Origin of the sequence: Pikeienuella sp., assembly GCF_046290545.1 — a bacterium.
Classification (GTDB): domain Bacteria; phylum Pseudomonadota; class Alphaproteobacteria; order Rhodobacterales; family Rhodobacteraceae; genus Pikeienuella.
Map to the genome: position 1 here is coordinate 186031 of NZ_JBKAGV010000016.1, position 20920 is coordinate 206950.

At 68.4% G+C, this 20920-nt stretch carries 18 protein-coding genes and 1 tRNA gene; 4 read left to right on the top strand and 15 right to left on the bottom strand.

The window, feature by feature from the left end; genetic code table 11:
* The first annotated feature begins 25 nt into the window (after window positions 1-25).
* Window positions 26-1399, top strand: coding sequence for an aminotransferase (locus tag ACE37J_RS16090; protein ID WP_409712918.1), 1374 nt, complete (start codon window positions 26-28; stop codon window positions 1397-1399).
* Between the two features lie 40 nt (window positions 1400-1439).
* On the opposite strand, the gene ACE37J_RS16095 is transcribed toward ACE37J_RS16090, so the two are convergent.
* Window positions 1440-2180, bottom strand: a complete 741-nt coding sequence (locus tag ACE37J_RS16095; protein WP_409712746.1) for a TSUP family transporter — start codon at window positions 2178-2180, stop codon at window positions 1440-1442.
* Between the two features lie 77 nt (window positions 2181-2257).
* On the opposite strand from ACE37J_RS16095, the gene ACE37J_RS16100 reads away from it, so the two are divergent.
* On the top strand, window positions 2258-2923 hold the full coding sequence (locus ACE37J_RS16100; protein WP_409712748.1) for an RluA family pseudouridine synthase: 666 nt from the start codon (window positions 2258-2260) through the stop codon (window positions 2921-2923).
* A gap of 334 nt (window positions 2924-3257) precedes the next feature.
* Here the strand turns inward: ACE37J_RS16100 and ACE37J_RS16105 are convergent, their stop codons facing one another.
* From ACE37J_RS16105 to ACE37J_RS16165, 13 genes are all read right to left on the bottom strand, one after another.
* Window positions 3258-3491: a YdcH family protein gene (locus tag ACE37J_RS16105; protein WP_409712750.1), complete on the bottom strand. Its 234-nt coding sequence runs from the start codon at window positions 3489-3491 to the stop codon at window positions 3258-3260.
* A 405-nt stretch (window positions 3492-3896) separates the two neighbouring features.
* The gene (rpoC, locus tag ACE37J_RS16110) at window positions 3897-8138 is read right to left on the bottom strand and encodes a DNA-directed RNA polymerase subunit beta' (protein WP_409712752.1); all 4242 of its coding nucleotides are present in this window, start codon (window positions 8136-8138) and stop codon (window positions 3897-3899) included.
* A 5-nt stretch (window positions 8139-8143) separates the two neighbouring features.
* Window positions 8144-12244: a DNA-directed RNA polymerase subunit beta gene (gene rpoB / locus ACE37J_RS16115; protein ID WP_409712754.1), complete on the bottom strand. Its 4101-nt coding sequence runs from the start codon at window positions 12242-12244 to the stop codon at window positions 8144-8146.
* 233 nt (window positions 12245-12477) lie between these two features.
* Window positions 12478-12861 carry a 50S ribosomal protein L7/L12 gene (gene rplL / locus ACE37J_RS16120; RefSeq protein ID WP_409712756.1) on the bottom strand — a complete coding sequence of 128 codons (384 nt, stop codon included), beginning with the start codon at window positions 12859-12861 and terminating at the stop codon, window positions 12478-12480.
* A gap of 73 nt (window positions 12862-12934) precedes the next feature.
* On the bottom strand, window positions 12935-13450 hold the full coding sequence (gene rplJ, locus ACE37J_RS16125) for a 50S ribosomal protein L10 (RefSeq protein WP_409712758.1): 516 nt from the start codon (window positions 13448-13450) through the stop codon (window positions 12935-12937).
* A gap of 253 nt (window positions 13451-13703) precedes the next feature.
* Window positions 13704-14426: a 50S ribosomal protein L1 gene (gene rplA, locus ACE37J_RS16130; protein WP_409712760.1), complete on the bottom strand. Its 723-nt coding sequence runs from the start codon at window positions 14424-14426 to the stop codon at window positions 13704-13706.
* A gap of 4 nt (window positions 14427-14430) precedes the next feature.
* Window positions 14431-14859 (bottom strand): 50S ribosomal protein L11, encoded by a 429-nt coding sequence (gene rplK / locus ACE37J_RS16135; protein ID WP_409712762.1) that lies wholly within the window; start codon window positions 14857-14859, stop codon window positions 14431-14433.
* Between the two features lie 104 nt (window positions 14860-14963).
* Complete coding sequence (nusG, locus tag ACE37J_RS16140; protein WP_409712764.1) at window positions 14964-15497, bottom strand: transcription termination/antitermination protein NusG; 534 nt, start codon at window positions 15495-15497, stop codon at window positions 14964-14966.
* Between the two features lie 152 nt (window positions 15498-15649).
* The gene (gene secE / locus ACE37J_RS16145) at window positions 15650-15847 is read right to left on the bottom strand and encodes a preprotein translocase subunit SecE (protein ID WP_409712766.1); all 198 of its coding nucleotides are present in this window, start codon (window positions 15845-15847) and stop codon (window positions 15650-15652) included.
* Between the two features lie 21 nt (window positions 15848-15868).
* Window positions 15869-15944 (bottom strand) — tRNA-Trp (locus tag ACE37J_RS16150).
* A gap of 59 nt (window positions 15945-16003) precedes the next feature.
* Window positions 16004-16576: an SCO family protein gene (locus ACE37J_RS16155; protein WP_409712767.1), complete on the bottom strand. Its 573-nt coding sequence runs from the start codon at window positions 16574-16576 to the stop codon at window positions 16004-16006.
* Window positions 16573-17154: a hypothetical protein gene (locus tag ACE37J_RS16160; RefSeq protein ID WP_409712769.1), complete on the bottom strand. Its 582-nt coding sequence runs from the start codon at window positions 17152-17154 to the stop codon at window positions 16573-16575. The genes ACE37J_RS16155 and ACE37J_RS16160 overlap by 4 nt, the downstream gene beginning before the upstream one ends.
* Window positions 17151-17591, bottom strand: coding sequence for a hypothetical protein (locus tag ACE37J_RS16165; protein ID WP_409712771.1), 441 nt, complete (start codon window positions 17589-17591; stop codon window positions 17151-17153). Before ACE37J_RS16165 ends, ACE37J_RS16160 begins: the two co-directional genes overlap by 4 nt.
* Before the next feature lie 103 nt (window positions 17592-17694).
* Here ACE37J_RS16165 and ACE37J_RS16170 point away from each other — a divergent pair, with 103 nt between their 5' ends.
* Both ACE37J_RS16170 and ACE37J_RS16175 read left to right on the top strand, forming a co-directional pair.
* Window positions 17695-18897, top strand: a complete 1203-nt coding sequence (locus ACE37J_RS16170) for a glycosyltransferase (RefSeq protein WP_409712773.1) — start codon at window positions 17695-17697, stop codon at window positions 18895-18897.
* Between the two features lie 74 nt (window positions 18898-18971).
* A complete protein-coding gene (locus ACE37J_RS16175; protein WP_409712775.1) occupies window positions 18972-19661 on the top strand; it encodes a cyclic nucleotide-binding domain-containing protein in 690 nt (229 codons plus the stop codon).
* On the opposite strand, the gene ACE37J_RS16180 is transcribed toward ACE37J_RS16175, so the two are convergent.
* A complete protein-coding gene (locus tag ACE37J_RS16180; RefSeq protein ID WP_409712777.1) occupies window positions 19658-20845 on the bottom strand; it encodes an aminotransferase in 1188 nt (395 codons plus the stop codon). The two genes, ACE37J_RS16175 and ACE37J_RS16180, sit on opposite strands and share 4 nt — an antisense overlap.
* Window positions 20846-20920: the final 75 nt, after the last annotated feature.

The following is a 20920-nucleotide window of genomic DNA, read 5'->3' on the forward strand; positions in this document are numbered from 1 at the left end:
CGGCGTCAACCATTCCGAGGCCGAGATGAACAAGCCGCACGCCCCCAACTCTTGGGAGGCCCGCGCCATGACGAGCGTCATGGCCGGGTTCACCGATTTCCCCACGCTCAACGCCCGCGGGCCCATCGTGCTCACGCATGGCAAGGGCGTCCGCGTCTATGACACCGAGGGGCGGGACTATCTCGACGCGAATTCCGGGCTCTGGAACGTCGTCTGCGGCTGGGACCATGAGGGGATGATCGAGGCGATGGTGGCGCAGACGCGCCGCTTCCCCGCCTATCACGCCTTCTTCGGCCGCATGGCGGACAGCGCGGTGGCGCTTTCGGAGAGGCTGATCGAGGTCTCCCCCTTCGAGTCGGGGCGCGTCTTCTTCACCAATTCGGGGTCGGAGGCGAACGACACGATGGTGAAGATGCTCTGGATGCTCGGCATGGTCGAGGGCCAGCCGCAGAGGCGGAAGATCGTCACCCGCATCAACGGCTATCACGGCGTCACCGCCGTCTCCGCCTCGATGACGGGCAAGCCCTATAACGCGCATTTCGGCCTGCCGCTGCCCGGCTTCCTCCATGCCGATTGCCCGCATTACTGGAAATACGGAAACGAGGGGGAGAGCGAGGCGGAGTTTTCCGCCCGCATGGCGCGCAACCTCGAAGCGCTCATCATCAAGGAGGGGGCGGACACGATCGCCGGCTTCTTCGCCGAGCCGGTGATGGGCGCGGGCGGCGTGATCCCGCCCTCCGCGGGCTATTTCGCGGCGATCCAGCCGGTGCTGAAGAAATACGGCATCCCGCTGATCGCGGACGAGGTGATCTGCGGCTTCGGGCGGACGGGCGAGGTGTGGGGTTGCGACACCTATGCGATCGAGCCGGACGCGATCATCTCCTCCAAGGCGCTGACCTGCGGGTTCATGCCGCTCGGCGCGGTCATCCTCGGCAACGAGTTCGCGGAGCGGTTCCAGGCGGCCTCGGAGAAGATCGAGGAGTTCCCGCACGGCTTCACCGCCTCCGGCCATCCGGTCGCCTGCGCCGTCGGGCTCAAGGCCATCGACGTGATCCTGAACGAGGGGCTGCTCGACAACGTGCGGAAGGTCAGCCCCTATTTCATGCAGCGGCTCAACAGCTTCGCGGATCATCCGATCATCGGGGAGGCGCGCGGAATCGGGCTCATGGGCGCGCTGGAGATGGTTTCCGACAAGGCGACGAAGGCGCCGTGGGACGGGTCTCTCTCCGTCTCCGAGCGGGTCGCCAACGCCTGCATGGATCAGGGGCTGATCTGCCGGCCGCTCGGCCAGTCCGTCGTCCTCTGCCCGCCCTTCATCATGGACGAGGCGCTGCTGGACGAGATGTTCGACAAGCTCTCGCTTGCGCTCGACCATGTCGCGAAGGGATTGGGGCGCTGAAGATCGGGGGCGCTGAGGATCGGGGGCGCCGCGGCGCCCCCTACCCTTCCAGCCCGCGGCGGATCATGTTGAGGCCCATCAGCAGGAAGAAGATCAGCAAGGCCTTCTGAAAGCGGGCGTCGGCCATGCGCCGCCGCGCGCGTTCCCCGACGGAGAAGCCGAGGAAGGTGGGCAGGATCATCGCGACCGACCAGAGGAACACCTCCGCCGTGATCAGCCCGCTCTGCGCATAGCCGGCCAGCATCGGCAGCGCGCCGAGGAGGAGGAGAAGCCCGGTCGCCCGCACGAAATCCGTCTTGTCCAGCCGGAGCGACAGGAGGAGGATGACGAGCGGCGGCGCCCAGAGCCCGGTGAAGCCGCCCATCACCCCCGCCGCGACGCCCACCGCCACCTGCGTCGGCCGTTCCCACCGCGCAGGGAGGGGCGGCGGGCGGCGGATCAGGTTCGCGGCCGCGAAGATGACGACCCCGACGCCCGTCGCCATGATGATCGTCGCGGCGGAGACATCGGCGGCGATGTCCGCGAAGATGAAGATCGTGACGCCGAGCGCGAGGGAGAACGGCCAGAACCGCGCCAGCGTCTTCCGCCATTCCCCTTCCCGGTAGGTTTGCCAGAGATTGGAGAAGATGATCGGCATGAGCCCGATCGCCACGGCGAGGCGCGGATCGGCGACCTGCGAGAGGATGGCGATCACGGTCGTCGGCAGGCCGATGCCGAGGGCGCCCTTGATCGTCCCCGCAAGGAGGAAGACGAAGGGGGCCAGCCACAAGATCGCGTCCATCGAAGCCCCTGTCTTTTCGGCTCGATAGCATTGCCCCGGGGCTGGCGCGAGGGGGCGTCGCCGTCTATCCGGGGCTCATGGGAGGCCCGCCGCAGCTGATCTATCGCCCGCCGCCGGGCGCGCTCCGCATCGTCCATCTCGACGCGGACGCGGTCGTCGTGGAGAAGCCCGCCGGCCTCCTCTCCGTCCCCGGCAAGGGGCCGGGCATGGCGGATTGCGCGGAGGCGCGGGTCGCCGCCGCCTTTCCCGGCGCGCTGATCGTGCACCGGCTGGACCTCGCGACATCGGGGCTAATGCTCTTTGCCCGGAACGCGCGGGCGCAGCGCATCCTCTCGGGGCAGTTCGAGAAACGGATCGTGAGAAAGCGCTATGAGGCGGAGGTCTGGGGCGCGCCGGGGGGCGATTCCGGGCGGATCGAGGCGCCGCTCCGCGCCGACTGGCCGAACCGGCCGAAGCAGATGATCGCGGCGGACGGGCGCATGGCGGTGACGGACTGGGAGGTCATCGAGCGGCGGAAGCGGACGACGCGGCTCTCGCTCCGCCCGCTCACCGGGCGAAGCCACCAGCTCCGCGTTCATCTCGCCTCGGGGCTCGGCCTGCCGATCCTCGGCGATCCGCTCTATGCCTCGGGCGAGGCGCTGGCGGCCTCGCCCCGGCTGGAGCTCTACGCCGTGTTCCTGGCCTGGCGACGGCCGGAGGACGGGGAATGGGCGGAGGCGCGGCTCTGGGAAGGGCAAGGCTGAGTGGCGGCCAGGCTCGGGCGCGGCGCGCGACGGAACCCGGACGGTCGCCGCAGGGCCGGACATCTTTCCCCCGCGCCACCAACGCGCGGCGGCGAGGCCGTCCGGCCCCGGAGCGGAGCGCGAAGGGCCGTGGGCTCCCTCGGGAGGACGCCTCGAAACGATTGGTTTCAGCGGTTCATGGCGTCAGGCACTCTTACGATTGTGCCAACTTCGCCGTTGCGATGCGGCCTCCCATGCGGGAGGGAGGCTGCGGCCCGTGCTGGGCGCACGGGCCAAGGGTTTCGGGGGGAGCGCCCCGCATGAGCCCGGCCGGGTCTGCCTCCGTCCCCGCCCCTCAGGCGAGCATGCGCGAAAGCTCGTCCTTCAGCATCAGGCGCTGGCGGCGGAGGGCCTGCTCGGCGGCGTCGTCCATCGCCTCCACCCGCGTCTCCGCCCGGTGAACGGCGCGGTTCACCTCGTGATACTGGTCGAAGAGCTTGCGGAAATGCGGGTCCCCCGTCTTCAGCAGGTGGATGCGCTCGGCCTTCTCCGGGAATTCCTCGGCGAGTTCATGGGGCGTGTTGGACATGGATCTCTCCTCTGAAGGGCCGGCCTTCGCCGGCGACGGGAGGAGGATCGGCGGAGGGGCGGGGGCGCGCCTTGATCGAGGTCAAGGGCGGGGATGGGAGGAGATTCTTCGGCCTCGATCAGCGGCTTTACGGAGGAAAGCCGCCGAGGCCGTCGCCCGAAGGCGAAGGCCGAAGGGCGCCGAGCCGCCGCGTCGGTCGATGATCGGACCGTGACCGCCGCGGCGGGCGCGGGCTGATCTGACGCGGGTCAGATCAGCCGGGCGCTGATGGCGACCGCAGGGGAGCAAGAAATTTGGTGGAAGCTCAGTCTGCGCCTATCTCGCCGCGAACTGCGCCCCGCAAAACGAAACCGCCGCCCCGGCTTCTGGCCGGGGCGGCGGATGATCTTCGGAGCGAAGGCGGCCTCAGTCGACGAGGAGGTTGTCGTCGTCCTCCGAATCCGGCCCCTCGATGACCGCGAAGGCGTCCGCGGTCGGCGCGGCGGCGGCGGCCGCGGCGGCGGCGGCCTCGGCCTCCCGCTCCGCGATCACCTTCTTGTCCCGCTCCGCGGCGACGGACTTGATCCGCATCGCGGCCCCGCCCGTGCCCGCCGGGATGAGGCGGCCGACGATGACGTTCTCCTTCAGGCCGATCAGCTTGTCCCGCTTGCCCTGGGTGGAGGCCTCCGTCAGCACCCGCGTCGTCTCCTGGAAGGAGGCGGCGGAGATAAAGGAGCGGGTCTGCAGGCTCGCCTTGGTGATGCCGAGGAGGACGGGCCCGCCCTCCGCCGGGCGGCGGCCCTCGCGCAACGCCTTCTCGTTGGCCTCGTCGAACTCGGCCTTGTCCACCTGCTCCCCCTTGAGGAGCGTGGTGTCGCCGCCGTCGGTGATCTCCACCTTCTGCAGCATCTGCCGGACGATGACCTCGATATGCTTGTCGTTGATCTTCACGCCCTGGAGCCGGTAGACGTCCTGCACCTCGTTGACGAGGTAATCGGCCAGCTTCTCGATCCCCTGGATCGCGAGGATGTCATGCGGGGCCGGGTTGCCGTCGATCAGGTACTCGCCCTTCTGGATGAAGTCGCCTTCCTGCACGGTGATATGCTTGCCCTTGGGGACAAGGTATTCGACCGGCTCCATGCCGTCTTCCTCGGGCACGATGGAGATGCGCTGCTTGTTCTTGAAGTCGCGCCCGAACTCCACCCGGCCGTCGACTTCCGCGATGATCGCATGGTCCTTCGGCCGCCGCGCCTCGAAGAGCTCCGCCACGCGCGGCAGGCCGCCCGTGATGTCCTTCGTCCGGGCGCCTTCGCGCGGGATGCGGGCGAGCACGTCGCCCGGGCGGATCGTCTGCCCGTCCTCGATCGAGAGGATCGCGTCCACGGAGAGGAAGTAATGGGCGGGGTTGCCGGTGTCGAGCTTCACCGGCTCGCCATCGGCGCCCATCAGGCTGATCGCGGGCTTCAGGTCCCCGCCCTTCGGGGCGGAGCGCCAGTCGGACACGATGCGCTGGCTGATGCCGGTCGCGTCGTCCATCTCCTCGCGCACCGAGATGCCGGGCACGAGGTCCACCAGCTTTGCGACGCCGCCCTTCTCCGCGATGACGGGGAGGGTGTACGGGTCCCACTCCGCCAGCCGCTGGCCGCGCTCGATCCGGTCGCCCTCCTTCACGAGGAGGCGGGAGCCGTAGGCGAGCTTGTGCGTCGCCCGCTCGCGCCCGTTGTCGTCCGTGATGACGAGCTGGACGTTGCGGGAAATGGCGATCACGCCGCCATCCGCGTTCTCGAGCAGCTGGGCGTTGCGGATGGAGAGCGCGCCCTCCTGCTTCGCCTCGACGAAGGACTGCTCGTTCATCTGCGCCGCGCCGCCGATGTGGAAGGTCCGCATCGTCAGCTGCGTGCCGGGCTCGCCGATCGACTGGGCGGCGATGATGCCCACCGCCTCGCCGATGTTCACGCGCGTGCCGCGGGCGAGGTCACGCCCGTAGCAGTTGGCGCAGATCCCGTCTTCCGCCTCGCAGGTCAGCGGCGAGCGGATCTTGATCGAGGCGACATGGAGGGCGTCGATCTTCGCCGCCAGCTTCTCGTCGATCATCTCGCCGCGGGCGACGAGAACCGTGTCGTCCGTCGGGTTCAGCACGTCCTCCGCCGGGATGCGGCCGAGCACGCGCTCGGAGAGCGGGGAGACGACCTCGCCGCCGTTCACCACGGCTTCGAGCGTGATGCCGTTGTCCGTGCCGCATTCCTCCATCTTGATGATGCAGTCCTGCGCCACGTCCACGAGACGCCGCGTGAGATAGCCCGAGTTCGCCGTCTTGAGCGCGGTGTCGGCGAGGCCCTTCCGCGCGCCGTGGGTGGAGTTGAAGTACTCCAGCACGGTCAGGCCTTCCTTGAAGTTGGAGACGATCGGCGTCTCGATGATCTCGCCCGAGGGCTTGGCCATCAGGCCGCGCATCGCCGCGAGCTGCCGCATCTGCGTCGGCGAGCCGCGGGCCCCGGAATGGGACATCATGTAGACCGAGTTCGGCTCCTTCGCGCGGCCGTTCTCATCCTTCTTCACGGCGGAGATTTCGGCCATCATGGCCTCGGCCACCTTGTCCGTGCACTTGGACCAGGCGTCGACGACCTTGTTGTACTTCTCGCCCTGGGTGATGAGGCCGTCGAGATACTGCTGCTCGAAATCCTTCACCGCGTCGCGCGTCTCGTTCACGATCCGCCACTTCGACTCGGGGATGACCATGTCGTCCTTGCCGAAGGAGATGCCGGCGCGGAACGCCTCGGTGAAGCCGAGGGTCATGATCCGGTCGCAGAAGATGACCGAGTCCTTCTGCCCGCAATGGCGGTAGACCTCGTCGATCACCTCGCCCACCTCCTTCTTGCGGAGGACGCGGTTGATGACGCTGAAGGGAACGGCGGCGTTCTTCGGCAGGAGGGCGCCGATCATCATGCGGCCCGGCGTGGTCTGCAGCCGCTCGCGCACCGGGTTTCCGTCCACGTCCACCGTGTCGCGGCGCGTCACGATCTTCGTGTGGAGCGTGATGATCTTCTGCTGGAGCGCGTGCTCGATCTCCGCCATGTCGGCGAACATCATGCCCTCGCCGGGCTCGCCTTCCTTCTCCAGCGAGAGGTAGTAGAGGCCGAGCACCATGTCCTGCGACGGCACGATGATCGGCTTGCCGTTCGCCGGGCTGAGGACGTTGTTGGTCGACATCATGAGGACGCGCGCCTCAAGCTGCGCCTCAAGGCTCAGCGGCACGTGCACGGCCATCTGGTCGCCGTCGAAATCCGCGTTGAAGGCGGAGCAGACGAGCGGGTGAAGCTGGATCGCCTTGCCCTCGATCAGCACCGGCTCGAAGGCCTGGATGCCGAGGCGGTGGAGCGTCGGGGCGCGGTTGAGGAGCACGGGGTGCTCGCGGATCACCTCGTCGAGAATGTCCCAGACTTCCGGGCGCTCCTTCTCCACCAGCTTCTTCGACTGCTTGACGGTGGAGGAATAACCCTGCGCGTCCAGCTTCGCGTAGATGAAGGGCTTGAAGAGTTCGAGCGCCATCTTCTTCGGCAGGCCGCACTGGTGAAGCTTCAGCTCCGGGCCCGTCACGATCACGGACCGGCCCGAGAAGTCCACGCGCTTGCCGAGGAGGTTCTGCCGGAACCGGCCCTGCTTGCCCTTCAGCATGTCGGAGAGCGACTTCAGCGGCCGCTTGTTCGCGCCGGTGATGACCCGGCCGCGGCGGCCGTTGTCAAAGAGCGCGTCGACGGATTCCTGCAGCATCCGCTTCTCGTTGCGGATGATGATGTCCGGCGCGCGGAGTTCGATCAGCCGCTTCAGCCGGTTGTTCCGGTTGATGACGCGGCGGTAGAGGTCGTTGAGGTCGGAGGTCGCGAAGCGGCCGCCGTCGAGCGGCACGAGCGGGCGCAGCTCGGGCGGGATCACGGGGACGACCGTGAGGACCATCCATTCCGGGCGGTTGCCGGAATCGAGGAAATTCTCGACCAGCTTCAGCCGCTTGATGATCTTCTTCGGCTTCAGCTCGCCCGTCGCCTCGGACAGTTCCTCGCGGAGCTTGTCGCGGAGCTGCTCAAGGTCGATCGCCGCCAGCATCTCGCGGACGGCCTCGGCGCCGATGCCGCAGGTGAAGCTGTCTTCGCCGTAAGTGTCCTGCGCGTCGAGGAATTCCTCCTCGGTCAGGAGCTGGCCGGCCGTCAGGTCCGTCAGGCCCGGCTCCATGACGACATACTGCTCGAAATAGAGCACCCGCTCCAGGTCGCGCAGCGTCATGTCCAGCATCAGGCCGATGCGGGAGGGGAGCGACTTCAGGAACCAGATATGGGCGACCGGGCTGGCGAGCTCGATATGGCCCATCCGCTCGCGCCGCACCTTCTGGAGCGTGACCTCGACGCCGCATTTCTCGCAGGTGACCCCGCGATACTTCATGCGCTTGTACTTGCCGCAGAGGCACTCGTAGTCCTTGATCGGGCCGAAGATGCGGGCGCAGAAGAGCCCGTCCCGCTCCGGCTTGAAGGTCCGGTAGTTGATCGTCTCCGGCTTCTTTATCTCGCCGAAGGACCAGGACATGATCCGCTCCGGGCTGGCCAGCCCGATGCGGATCTCGTCGAAGGTGACGGCGGGCGTGTGCCCTTGGGTGAAGATGTTGCTGAGTTCATTCATCTTGTTCACTCCGCCTCCGAGTCCAGAAGCTCGACATTGAGGCCGAGCGAACGGATTTCCTTCACGAGGACGTTGAACGATTCCGGCACGCCGGCCTCGAAATTGTCCTCGCCCTTGACGATGCTCTCATAGACCTTGGTGCGGCCCGCGACGTCGTCCGACTTCACGGTCAGGATTTCCTGAAGCGTGTAGGCGGCGCCGTAGGCTTCGAGGGCCCAGACCTCCATCTCACCGAAGCGCTGGCCGCCGAACTGCGCCTTGCCGCCCAGCGGCTGCTGGGTGACGAGGCTGTAGGGGCCGGTCGAACGGGCGTGGATCTTGTCGTCCACCAGATGGTGCAGCTTCAGGATGTACTTGTAGCCGACCGTGACCGGGCGGGAGAAGGCCTCGCCCGTGCGGCCGTCATAGAGGGTGGACTGGCCGGATTCGTTGAAGCCGGCCTTCCGCAGCGCCTCGTTGACGTCCGCCTCCTTCGCCCCGTCGAAGACCGGCGTGGCGATGGGGACGCCGCGGCGGACGTTCTGCGCCGCCTCGACGAACTCGTCCTCGCTCATGTCGGCGGTCGCCTCCGCGAGCGTCTCCGCCCCGTAGGCGACTTCCATCGCCTTGCGGACGGGCGTGAGATCGCCCGAGCGGCGGTAGCCGTCCAGCGCCTCGGAGACGGCGCGGCCGAGGCCGGATGCGGCCCAGCCCATATGCGTCTCGAGGATCTGGCCGACATTCATGCGGCTCGGCACGCCGAGCGGGTTCAGCACGACGTCGACGGGCGTGCCGTCGGCCAGGAAAGGCATGTCCTCCTCCGGCACCACCTTGGAGATGACGCCCTTGTTGCCGTGGCGGCCGGCCATCTTGTCGCCCGGCTGGAGCTTCCGCTTCACCGCGACGAAGACCTTGACCATCTTCATCACGCCCGGCGGCAGATCGTCCCCCCGGCGGACCTTCTCGACCTTGTCCTCGAACCGGGCCTCGAGCTGCCGGCGCTGCGCGTCATACTGCTTGTTGAGCGCCTCCAGCAGGTTCTGGTCCGCTTCCTCGGGCAGGACGAGCTGCCACCAGAGGCCGCGGCTCAGCGTCTGGTCCAGCATCGCCTCGTCGATCGTCTCGCCCGCCTTCACGCCCTTCGGGCCCTTCACGCAGGTCTTGCCGAGGATGAGCTCGCGGAGCCGCGCATAGGTGTTGCGGTCGAGAATCGCCATCTCGTCGTCGCGGTCGCGGGCGAGGCGTTCGATCTCCTCCCCCTCGATCTGCATGGCGCGCTCGTCCTTGTCGACGCCGTGCCGGTTGAAGACGCGAACCTCGACGATGGTGCCGGAATCGCCCGGAGGCATCTTCAGCGAGGTGTCGCGGACGTCGGACGCCTTCTCGCCGAAGATGGCGCGGAGGAGCTTCTCCTCCGGCGTCATCGGGCTCTCGCCCTTCGGCGTGATCTTGCCGACGAGAATGTCCCCCGGCCCGACCTCGGCGCCGATATAGACGATGCCCGCCTCGTCGAGATTGCGGAGCTGCTCCTCGCCGACATTGGGGATGTCGCGCGTGATCTCCTCCGGCCCGAGCTTGGTGTCGCGGGCCATCACCTCGTATTCCTCGATATGGATCGAGGTGAAGACGTCATCCTTCACGATCCGCTCGGAGATCAGGATGGAGTCCTCGTAGTTGTAGCCGTTCCACGGCATGAAGGCGACGAGGACGTTCTTGCCGAGCGCCAGCTCGCCGAGATCGGTCGAGGGGCCGTCCGCGATCACGTCGCCGGCCTTCACCCGGTCCCCCACCTTCACCAGCGGGCGCTGGTTGATGCAGGTGTTCTGGTTCGAGCGCTGGAACTTCCGCAGGCGGTAGAGGTCCACCCCGGCGTCGCCGGGCGCGAGCTCGTCCGTCACGCGGACCACGATGCGCATCGCGTCCACCTGGTCGATCACGCCGGAGCGGCGGGCGGTGATCGCCGCGCCGCTGTCGCGGGCGACGACCTCCTCCATGCCGGTGCCCACGAAGGGCGCCTCGGCGCGGAGGAGCGGCACCGCCTGGCGCTGCATGTTCGAGCCCATCAGCGCGCGGTTCGCGTCGTCGTTCTCAAGGAACGGGATCAGCGAGGCGGCGACGGAGACGAGCTGCTTCGGCGAGACGTCGATCAGGTTCACGTTCTCCCGCGGGGAGAGCTGATAGTCGCCGCTCTTGCGGGTCGAGACGAGCTCGTTGACGAAGCGCCCCTCCTCGTCGAGCGTCGCGTTCGCCTGGGCGACGGTGTAACGCATCTCCTCCGTGGCGGAGATGTAGTTGACCTCGTCCGTCACCTTGCCGTCCCGCACGGTGCGGTAGGGCGTCTCGATGAAGCCGTACTTGTTCACGCGGGCGAAGCTGGCGAGCGAGTTGATGAGGCCGATATTCGGGCCTTCCGGCGTCTCGATCGGGCACATCCGGCCGTAATGGGTCGGGTGCACGTCGCGCACCTCGAAGCCCGCGCGCTCCCGCGTCAGGCCGCCCGGCCCGAGCGCGGAAAGGCGCCGCTTGTGCGTGACTTCCGAGAGCGGGTTCGTCTGGTCCATGAACTGCGAGAGCTGGGACGAGCCGAAGAACTCCTTCACCGCCGCAGCCGCCGGCTTCGCGTTGATGAGATCCTGCGGCATCACGGTGTCGATCTCGACGGAGGACATCCGCTCCTTGATCGCCCGCTCCATGCGGAGGAGGCCGACGCGATACTGGTTCTCCATCAGCTCGCCGACGGAACGGACGCGGCGGTTGCCGAGATGGTCGATATCGTCCACCTCGCCCTTGCCGTCGCGCAGCTCCACCAGCGCCTTGATGACCGCCAGCATGTCCTCCGGCCGGAGGGTGCGGACCGTGTCCGGCGCGTCGAGCTGGAGGCGCATGTTCATCTTCACGCGGCCGACCGCCGAGAGGTCATAGCGCTCGGAATCATAGAAGAGCGACTGGAACAGCGTCTCCGCCGCCTCCAGCGTCGGCGGCTCGCCGGGGCGCATCACGCGGTAGATGTCGAGCAGGGCGGTCTCGCGGCCGAGATTCTTGTCCACCGCCATCGTGTTGCGGATGTACGGGCCGACCGTGACGTTGTCGATGTCGAGGGTCGAGATCGTCGTGACGCCCTTTTCGAGCAGGAGCTCGACCAGTTCGTCCGTCAGCTCGTCGCCCGCCTCGACCCAGATCTCGCCGGTCCCCTCGTCGATCATGTCCTCCGCCGCATAGCGGCCGACGATGCCGGCGAACGGCACGAGATAGCTCGTCACGCCCTCTTCCGCGAGCTTGTTGAGCTTGCGCGGCGTCAGCTTCACGCCCGCCTCCGCGATGACTTCCCCGGTCTTCGCGTCGATCAGGTCGAAAGCCGGCTTCGAGCCGCGGAGACGCTCGCCGTTCAGCGGCGCGGCCCAGCCCTCGCCGGAGCGGGTGTAGTCCACCCGGTCATAGAAGGCGTCGCAGATCTTCTGCTGGTCCATGCCGAGGGCGTAGAGCAGCGTCGTCACCGGCAGCTTCCGGCGCCGGTCGATGCGGACATAGACGTTGTCCTTCGCGTCGAACTCGAAATCGAGCCAGGAGCCGCGATAGGGGATGACGCGGGAAGCGAAGAGGAGCTTGCCGCTCGAATGCGTCTTGCCCTTGTCGTGGTCGAAGAACACGCCGGGCGAGCGGTGCATCTGCGAGACGATCACGCGCTCGGTGCCGTTCACGACGAAGGTGCCGTTATCCGTCATCAGGGGCAGGTCGCCCATGAAGACGTCCTGCTCCTTGATGTCCTTGATCGACTTGGCGCCGGTGTCCTCGTCCACCTCGAAGACGATCAGGCGCAGCGTCACCTTCAGCGGCGCGGCGTAGGTCATGTCGCGCTGCTGGCATTCCTCGACGTCGTATTTCGGCGCTTCGAGCTCGTATTTCACGAACTCCAGCACCGCCGTCTCGTTGAAGTCCTTGATCGGGAAAACGGACTGGAAGACGCCCTGGATCCCGTCGCCGTCCGTCGGCTTCGGGCCGTCGCCCGACTGGAGGAAAAGATCGTAGGAGCTCTTCTGCACCTCGATCAGGTTCGGCATCTTCGCGACTTCGCGGATCTTGCCGAAGAACTTGCGAATGCGCTTGCGTCCGGAATGCGTCTGAACCATTTGGGTCCTCTGGTCTTTCGCCCGCCGCGCGCCGGTGGGGAAACGGCGCGCAGACGTCCCGCTGTCGGATCGGTCCCATCCCAGCCGGCTTCCCATGCCGGCGTCTCGGACCGCCGCGACTTCCAGGAATCTCCCGCAGGAGCGCCCGAGAAGGCGCGGCGCGGGCCGGGGTCGCCCCCGGCCCGAGCCTTAGGCCGCGCGGCGCGCCCCGAGGGGCGGCCGCGCGGGCCGGATCACTTCAGCTCGACGGAGGCGCCGGCCTCTTCGAGCTTCTTCTTGATGTCCTCGGCCTCGGCCTTGGAGACGCCTTCCTTCACGGCCTTGCCGCCGGCCTCGACGAGGTCCTTGGCTTCCTTCAGGCCGAGCCCGGTGATGGCGCGGACTTCCTTGATCACGTTGATCTTCTTGTCGCCCGCCTCCTTGAGGATGACGTCGAACTCGGTCTGCTCCTCGGCGGCCTCCGCCGGGGCGGCGCCCGCGGCCGGGCCGGCCATCATCACCGCGCCGCCGGCGGCGGGCTCGATGCCGTACTTGTCCTTGAGGATGTTCTTGAGCTCCACCGCTTCGAGAAGGGTGAGGCCGACGAGCTCCTCGGCCAGTTTGTTCAGATCAGCCATTGTCTTGTTCCGTTCGCTTGATTTCGTGGGTCTGGCTTCGGCCCTCGGCCGCGCCTCCCGATTGCTGCAAGGTTCAGGCGGCTTCCTTCTCGCTCAGCGTCGTCAGAATGCTGGCGATGTTGGAGGCCGGAGCGCCGATGGCGCCCGCGAGGTTGGCGGCCGGGGAGATGATGCACCCCACGATGGACGCCAGAACTTCCTCACGGGAGGGCGACGCGGCGAGCGCCTTCACGCCCGCTTCGTCCATGACGGTGGTTCCGATGGCGCCGCCGAGGATCACGAGTTTCGCGTTCCCCTTGGCGTATTCCACGGTGACTTTCGCCGCCGCGACCGGATCCTCGGCGTAGCCGAGCACCGTCTGACCGATGAGAAGGGACTTCATCCCCTCGCACGGCTTGCCCTCCAGGGCGATCTTGGCGAGCCTGTTCTTGGCGACGCGGACCGACGCACCCGCCGCACGCATGCGGGCGCGATAATCCGACATCTCAGCGACCGAGAGCCCCGCGTAGTGACACACCACGACGGCGCCAGAGTCAGAGAAGATCTGGCCGAGTTCCTCGACCACCGCTTCCTTCTGGGCTCTATCCACAGTCTACTCCAAGGTTATGGCCTCCGGGGTTTCCCCCCTCGGCCGGCTCAGGTTCGGGAGGGCGGCTCCCCGCCCCTCCGCTTCCGTTCCCGTTCCCGGGTCAGCCAAGAACGCCGCGATGAGGCGGCTGATCCTGCGTCTCCCGTCTATGGAAGGACTTAGCGGGCCGAAGCCCCGCCCTCCGTCTCGGACCGGGCGGCGGCGCGCCGGAGCGCCCCGCCGTATCGCGCCGGGCGGACCCGGCGCGAATCTCTCATTCAGCGGCGGTCTTCGCCGCTTCCTGCGCGTTCGCGTCGGCCACATCCACGGTCACGCCCGGGCCCATCGTGGAGCTGAGCGAGATCTTCCGCATGTAGGAGCCCTTCGCGCCCGACGGCTTCGCCTTGCCGACCGCGTCCACGAAGGCGCGGGCGTTGGCGATCAGGCTGGCGTCGTCGAAGCTGGCCTTGCCGATGCCGGCGTGGATGACCCCCGCCTTCTCGACCTTGAACTGCACCTGGCCGCCCTTCGCGGCGCGGATCGCCTCCGCCACGTCCGGCGTCACCGTGCCGACCTTGGGGTTCGGCATCAGGTTGCGGGGGCCGAGGATCTTTCCGAGCCGGCCGACGATCGGCATCATGTCCGGCGTCGCGATGCAGCGGTCGAACTCGATCTTGCCGGACTGGATGGTCTCCATCAGGTCCTCGGCGCCGACGATGTCGGCCCCGGCGGCGAGCGCCTCGTCCGCCTTCGGGCCGCGCGCGAAGACGGCGACGCGCACCGTCTTGCCCGTGCCCGCAGGCAGCGTGACCGTGCCGCGGACCATCTGGTCCGCATGGCGCGGGTCGACGCCGAGATTCATCGCGATCTCGATCGTCTCGTCGAACTTCGCGCTGGCGTTCGACTTTACGAGCTTCACCGCCTCCGCGAGCGGGAGGTTGGCCTTGCCCTCGACGGCGGCGCGCGCCGCCTTGATGCGCTTTGCGATCTTCGCCATCGACTTACCCCTTCACCTCGATGCCCATCGAGCGGGCGGAGCCGACGATGATCTTCATCGCCTGGTCCACGTCGTTCGCGTTCAGGTCCTTCATCTTCGCTTCCGCGATTTCCCGCACCTGCTTGACGGTGACGGAGCCGGCGACGGCGCGGCCCGGGGTCTTGGAGCCGGACTTCAGGTTCGCCGCCTTCTTGATGAGGAAGGACGCCGGCGGCGTCTTGATCTCCATCGTGAAGGACTTGTCCTGATAGTAGGTGATGACGGTCGGGCACGGGGCGCCCGCCTCCATCTCCTGCGTCCGGGCGTTGAACGCCTTGCAGAACTCCATGATGTTCAGCCCGCGCTGACCGAGCGCCGGGCCGATGGGCGGCGAGGGGTTCGCCTTGCCCGCAGGAACCTGGAGCTTGATCTGCCCCATCACTTTCTTGGCCATTCCGGCCTCCTTTGCCATTCCGCCTCAGGGTCGCGACCCCGGGCGTCCTCGGTGAGCGGTCCGGTCCGGAGGGCGCGCCCCCCTCGCCTCCCGCGATGCGACGCTCAGACCTGCTTGGCGACCTGCGCGTATTCCAGCTCGACCGGCGTCGGCCGGCCGAAGATCGAGACCATGACCTTCAGCCGCGCGCTGATCTCGTCCACCTGCTCGACGGAGCCGGTGAAGCTCTCGAACGGGCCGTCCGTGACGCGGACCTGCTCGCCGACCTCGAAGGAGATCTTCGGCCGCGGCCGCTCCACGCCTTCCTCGACGACGTTCAGAAGCGCGTTCACCTCGGAATCGCGCATCGGCGAGGGCTTGCCCTGCGGGCCGAGGAAGCCGGTCACGCGGTTGGTGTCGATGATGTGGAGATAGGCGCGGTCCGTCATCTCCATCTTGACGAGGACGTAGCCGGGCATCAGCCGCCGCTCCGTCTTCACCTTCTTGCCGCGGCGGATCTCCATCACTTCCTCGACGGGAACGAAGATCTCCTCGATCTCGTCCTCAAGGCCGTTCTGGGCCACGGATTCGCGCAGCGTCTCTGCCACCCGCTTCTCGAAGTTCGAAAAGACGTGGACGGCATACCAGCGTTTCGCCATGTGTCTCGCCGCCTCTCCGCTCGCCTCGCCGCGCCCTCTTCGGGACGCGATGCCGTAAACTCTTCGGGCGCGCTTTCCGAATCGGCGCGCGCCATCGTTCTTCAGGAAGGAGCGCGGATAGACCCGCGCCGCCCCCAAGTCAAGCGCCAGGCTCAGCCTCCAAGACGCAGAATCTGGTCTATGCCGAGCGCGATGACCTGATCGACGAGGAAGAAAAACACCGCCGCCAACGCCGCCATGATGAAGACCATGATGGTGGTGAGCCCGGTTTCCTTCCGGGTCGGCCAGACAACCTTCGCGGTCTCGGCGCGAACCTGCTGGATGAACTGGGCGGGATTTGTACGCGCCATGATCTTCCTCCTTGCCGACGCTGGCAGGGGTGGAGGGTCTCGAACCCCCGACCTACGGTTTTGGAGACCGTCGCTCTACCAACTGAGCTACACCCCTAGCGTGGGCCGAGCGGACTTAAGGGGAATCGCAGGCCGATGCAAGCGCTCCGCCACCCCTCAGAGCCCTGCTTTCGCATACCGCGCCACGATCCCGGCCCCATGCGCCGGATCGACGACCGGCGGAATCAGCGTGAGGAGCTTTCCCGCCCCGTCGAGGAGATAGATGAAGGAGCCGTGGGCGTAGACCGGGCCGAGCTGCGGATCCTCGAACACCACCTTGCTCTCCACGCCGAAGGCCTTGCGCGCCGCGGCGAGCGCCTCCTCCGGGCCGGTGAGCCCGACGAAATCCGGGTGATAGCCCGGCAGCGCGCCCCGCATCGCCTCTTCCGTGTCCCGCGCGGGATCGACGGTGACGAGAACCGGGCGGACGGCGACGCCCGCCTCCGCCGCAAGCTCCGCCATCTCCGCCATCCGCGGCAGGGCGACGGTGCAGATCGCCTGGCATTCGGCGTAGCCGAAGAAGAGGAGCTGGAGCCGCCCCTCCGGGTCCGCCTCCGTCCGCTCCGCGCCGTTCTGGTCCACGAGCGCGAAGGGGCCGCCAAGGGCGACCGGGAAGGGCGAGGGCGCCTCGGCCTTCGCGGGCAGGGCCAGGAGCGCGGCGAAGATCGCGATGCGGAGCGCGGCCCTCACTGGAAATACTCCTTCAGGAAGGCCTCGTCCGCCTCCAGCCCGAGGCCGAGCCAGCCGGACTCCGCGATCTTCGCGTTGACGCGCGGGTCCTTCCGGAACCACGGGCCCTTCTCCGCCGCGGGGCCGGGATTCCTCGCCTCCCAGTCCTTCGTCCAAAGATTGGCGCGCGCCCATTCGGCAGCGCCGACCTCCCGCACCATCTGGACCATGTAGAATTTCGCCGGCGTCTGCTCCTCGTCGCCGACGAGCACGCCGTCCACCTCCACGTCCTTGCCGCAATAGGGGAAAAGATCGGTCGCCGCGCCGGTGAAGAGCGGCTGGCCGTTCTTCATCGGGACGATCAGCGCCCCGTCCGCCGCGCGGAGGAGGCCGAGCTGCCGCCGCCCCGCGCCGCAATCGGCGGGGCAATCGCCGGCGAGTTCGCAGAGGAGATCGACCACCTTCGCCTCGAACCGCGCCTTCTCCTCCCCGAGCAGGCCCCATTCCTTCGCCTCGGACACGGCGGAAAAATCCTGCGCCGCCGCGGGGAGGGCGAGCGCCGCCGCGAAGAGGCCGGCGATCATCCGCATCGCGCTCATTCCTTCGGCTCCGGGATCGCGAAATCGGGGACGACGCCGTAATCCTCATGGGTGAGGTTCACGATGCCGGCGTCCGCCACGACATCGTTGACGATGAGGTAGTTGATCCCGTCCCGCACATGATGCTCGCCGGTGGCGGTGATGACGTGGCTGGCGATGCGGAGCAGCATGTCGCCGCCGTTCGCCGCGTCATCCGCGGCGATCTTCAGGACCATGTAGACCGTACCGTCCTCCGCCAGCAGCCCGACGGGGATGCCGCCCGCCGCGCACCAGAGCGCGCAGGTGTGGTGCGCCGTGCCCTGCACCGCGTCCGCGCCGCCCATGACGCCGGAGAAATAGCACCAGGTGTCGATCGCCTCCCCGGTGACGGTGATCCGCTCCGCCGCCGCGGGCGAGGCGAGCGCGGCGAAGGCCGCAAGCCCTGTCAGATATCGCATGACGCCTCCCATCTTCGGGCGGAAGCCTGCCACAGGCGGGCGGGCGGCGCGATCAACTTGCCGGGAGCGCCCGCGCCGGTATTGTGCCGCCGCGGAGGGCGGAATGAAGATCCTGTTCGTGCATGACAATTACCCGGCGCAGTTCGGCGCCTTCGGCGCGTGGCTCCTCCGCCGCGGCTGGGACGTGCGCTTCGCGACCGCCTGGGAGGGCGGCAATGCGGGGGACCCGGCCTTCCTCCGCTACAAGGCGCACCGGGCGCCGACGGAGGGCGTGCATCCCTATGCAGGGAATTTCGAGAAGGCGGTCATCACCGGGCAGGCCGCGGCCCGCGCCTTCCTCGCCGCGGCGGAACGGGGATACCGGCCCGACATCGTGATGGCGCATTCGGGCTGGGGCTCCGGCATGTTCGCGCGGGAGATCTGGCCGGAGGCGCGGTTCGTCCCCTATCTCGAATGGTGGTACGAATACCCGCCGCCCGACGACGTGAGCCTCGGGACCCACACGTTCGACCTCCATGCGCGGCTCCGGCAGAAGACGCGGAACGCGCCCTTCCTGCTCGATCTCGAAGGCGCCGCGCTCGCGCTCTGCCCGACCGAATATCAGGCCGCGCGCTTTCCCGCGCATCTGCGCGAGCGGATCACGGTGATCCATGACGGGATCGACTGCGCGCTCCACGCCCCGGCGGCGGCGCCCGTGCGGAGCGTCGCGGGGCTTGACGTCTCCGCCATGCCGGAAATCGTGACCTCGATCACGCGCGGGATGGAGCCGCATCGCGGGTTTCCGCAGTTCATGCGCGCCCTCGCCATCCTGCAGGAGCGGCGGCCCGGCCTCCATGCGCTGATCGGGGGCGAGGACCGGGTCGCCTATGGCGCGAAGCTGCCCGAGGGCGAGAGCTGGAAGGCGCGGATGCTGGCGGAGCTCGAGGGGCGGCTCGACCTTTCGCGCGTGCATTTCATCGGGCTCCAGCCGCGGGGCGAGTATGTGAAGGCGCTGCAGGCGAGCCGGGCGCATGTCTATCTCACGGCGGATTTCGTCCTCTCCTGGTCGATGATCGAGTCGATGGCCGTCGCCTGCCCGATGATCGTCTCCGACAGCGCGCCGGTGCGGGAGTTCATGGACGAGGAGACGGGGCTTTTCGTTCCCCTCCATGACCCGGAAGCGCTCGCCGCCGGGATCGCGGAGACGCTGGACGCGCCCGAGGCGGCGCGGCGGCGCGGGGCGGCGGCGCGCGCCCGGGTGCTGGAGCGACTGGACCGCGAAAAGCTCTGGCCCGAGAAGGAGCGGCTGCTGAAGACGCTGCTCTGAAGCGGGCGTGCAGAAAAACATGGCCTTAGCAGGCTGCGCGCGGTTAACTCCGCGCGCCGCAGAAGAGGCTTCAGATGGAATTGACGCTCGAATCCGCATTTTCGACAGGCGGCCTTGTGGGCCACCTTTCCTATATTCTGCTCGTGATCTCGATGCTGATGCGCCGGCTCGGCCCGCTCCGCGTCCTCGTCATCCTCTCCGCCTTCGTCGCCATCCTCTATGACTGGGTCTGGCTGAAGGACCCCGTGGGCGTCTTCTGGGAGTCGCTGCTGGTGCTGGTGAACATCGCGCAGCTGACGCTCGCCTGGCGGGCGAACCGGCGCGCGCGCTTCACCGCCGAGGAGGCGGCGTTCGTCTCCGCGAGGCTCACGGACCTGAGGCCGGGCGAGGCGCGGCGGCTGCTGAACCGCGGCGTCTGGATCGACGGCGCGCCGGGGCTGCGGCTGACGACGGAGGGCGAGCCCGTCTCCCATCTCGTCTGGATCGCCTCCGGCGAGGCGGAAATCGCCTATCGCGGCCGCGTCTTCACCCGCTGCCGCGCCGGGAACTTCATCGGGGAGATGTCCGTGGTCGAGGAAGGGCCCGCGAGCGCGGACGCGACGCTGTCGGCTCCGGCGCGGCTCTGGCTGATCTCCGGCGCCGCGGTCCGCCGGCTCTGGCGGGACGAGCCCGAACTCGCGGCGGCGCTGGAGAAGGCCTTCTCCCGCGACTGGCGGGAGAAGCTCGCGGCGCACCGGCCGGAGGCGGAGGAGGCCGCAGCCTAGAAGGAGAAGGCGCGGAGCCGCCGCGCCGTCTCCGCGATCCCGGCCTCGTCCACATTCGCGAAGGCGAGGCGAAGCGCGCCGCGCCCCGCATCGTCCCCCTCCGGCGTAAAGAAGCCGCCGGGGAGCGCGAGGACGGACTGGTCCTCCACCAGCCGTCGGGACACCGCCTCCGAGGGCGCATCGAACGGATGCGCGACCCAGGCGAAATAGGCGCCGGCGCCCAAGAGCCGCCAACCGCCGACCCCTTCCGCGAAGGCGGCGGCGAGGGCGGCGCGGCGGCGGGCGAATTCCGCCCGCTCCCCGGCGACGAAGGCCCCCTCGCGCCGCAACCCCTCCAGCGCGCCGATCTGCCCGATGCGGGAGGGGCAGATCGTCACCGTGTCGAGAAACTTCTCCACCTCCGCCACCCGGCGGGCGGAGGATAGGAGCGCGCCGACGCGGTGGCCGGTGAGGCGATAGGCCTTGGAGAAGGAATAGAGGTGGATCAGCGTCTCGCCCCACGCCGGGCGGCGGAAGAGGCCGTGGGGCGCGCCCTCATGGCTCAGATAGTCGCGATAGGTTTCGTCCACCACGAAGGCGATCCCGGCGGCGGCGCAGAGGTCGAAGAGCGCCTCCATCCGGCCCGCCGGGCATTCCGCCCCGGTCGGGTTGTTGGGCGTGACGAGGACGAGGGCGCGGGTGCGCGGGCCGATCAGCGCCGCGGCCGCCTCAGGCTCCGGCAGGCCATCCTCCCCCACAGGGAGGGGGACGGCGCGGACGCCGATCATGTCGAGCCACATCTTGTGATTGAAATACCAGGGCGTCGGCAGGATCACCTCGTCCCCCGCCCCGGCGAGGGAGAGCATCGCGGCGGCGAAGGCCTCGTTGCAACCCGATGTGACGGCGACCTCTTCCGGGGCGATCCCGGCCCCGTAGAGCGCGGACCAGCGGGCGGCGATCTCCGCCCGGAGCGCGCCGTCCCCCGGCACGGGGCCGTAGAGATGGGCGTCCCCCTCCGACATCGCCGCCTCCGCCATCGCGCGACGGAGGGAGAGCGGCGGCGGGCCGACGGGGGCGGCCTGGCTCAGGTTGAGGAGCGGCCGCTCGGGCGGGAAGACCTTCCCCCGGAGCCAGGACTGCGCCGTCATCACCGGCGAGGCGAGGGCGTGGGAGAGCGCGGGGTTGAAGGGGGCGGGGCGGTTCATCGCCCGGTTATCGGAGGGCGCGGGCGGGCGCGCAAGGGGCGGTTCGGGCTTGACCGCGGCGGAGGGGGCGGCGAC

What these genes read in the sequence shown, in the direction of transcription:
- rplK (WP_409712762.1), bottom strand. Translation starts at nt 14,859, where the DNA reads ATGGCCAAGAAAGTGATGGGGCAGATCAAGCTCCAGGTTCCTGCGGGC.
- rplA (WP_409712760.1), bottom strand. Translation starts at nt 14,426, where the DNA reads ATGGCGAAGATCGCAAAGCGCATCAAGGCGGCGCGCGCCGCCGTCGAG.
- ACE37J_RS16095 (WP_409712746.1), bottom strand. Translation starts at nt 2,180, where the DNA reads ATGGACGCGATCTTGTGGCTGGCCCCCTTCGTCTTCCTCCTTGCGGGG.
- ACE37J_RS16100 (WP_409712748.1), top strand. Translation starts at nt 2,258, where the DNA reads ATGGGAGGCCCGCCGCAGCTGATCTATCGCCCGCCGCCGGGCGCGCTC.
- ACE37J_RS16165 (WP_409712771.1), bottom strand. Translation starts at nt 17,591, where the DNA reads ATGCGATATCTGACAGGGCTTGCGGCCTTCGCCGCGCTCGCCTCGCCC.
- rpoB (WP_409712754.1), bottom strand. Translation starts at nt 12,244, where the DNA reads ATGGTTCAGACGCATTCCGGACGCAAGCGCATTCGCAAGTTCTTCGGC.
- ACE37J_RS16175 (WP_409712775.1), top strand. Translation starts at nt 18,972, where the DNA reads ATGGAATTGACGCTCGAATCCGCATTTTCGACAGGCGGCCTTGTGGGC.
- ACE37J_RS16090 (WP_409712918.1), top strand. Translation starts at nt 26, where the DNA reads ATGAACAAGCCGCACGCCCCCAACTCTTGGGAGGCCCGCGCCATGACG.
- nusG (WP_409712764.1), bottom strand. Translation starts at nt 15,497, where the DNA reads ATGGCGAAACGCTGGTATGCCGTCCACGTCTTTTCGAACTTCGAGAAG.
- ACE37J_RS16105 (WP_409712750.1), bottom strand. Translation starts at nt 3,491, where the DNA reads ATGTCCAACACGCCCCATGAACTCGCCGAGGAATTCCCGGAGAAGGCC.
- ACE37J_RS16180 (WP_409712777.1), bottom strand. Translation starts at nt 20,845, where the DNA reads ATGAACCGCCCCGCCCCCTTCAACCCCGCGCTCTCCCACGCCCTCGCC.
- ACE37J_RS16170 (WP_409712773.1), top strand. Translation starts at nt 17,695, where the DNA reads ATGAAGATCCTGTTCGTGCATGACAATTACCCGGCGCAGTTCGGCGCC.
- rplL (WP_409712756.1), bottom strand. Translation starts at nt 12,861, where the DNA reads ATGGCTGATCTGAACAAACTGGCCGAGGAGCTCGTCGGCCTCACCCTT.
- secE (WP_409712766.1), bottom strand. Translation starts at nt 15,847, where the DNA reads ATGGCGCGTACAAATCCCGCCCAGTTCATCCAGCAGGTTCGCGCCGAG.
- rpoC (WP_409712752.1), bottom strand. Translation starts at nt 8,138, where the DNA reads ATGAATGAACTCAGCAACATCTTCACCCAAGGGCACACGCCCGCCGTC.
- ACE37J_RS16160 (WP_409712769.1), bottom strand. Translation starts at nt 17,154, where the DNA reads ATGAGCGCGATGCGGATGATCGCCGGCCTCTTCGCGGCGGCGCTCGCC.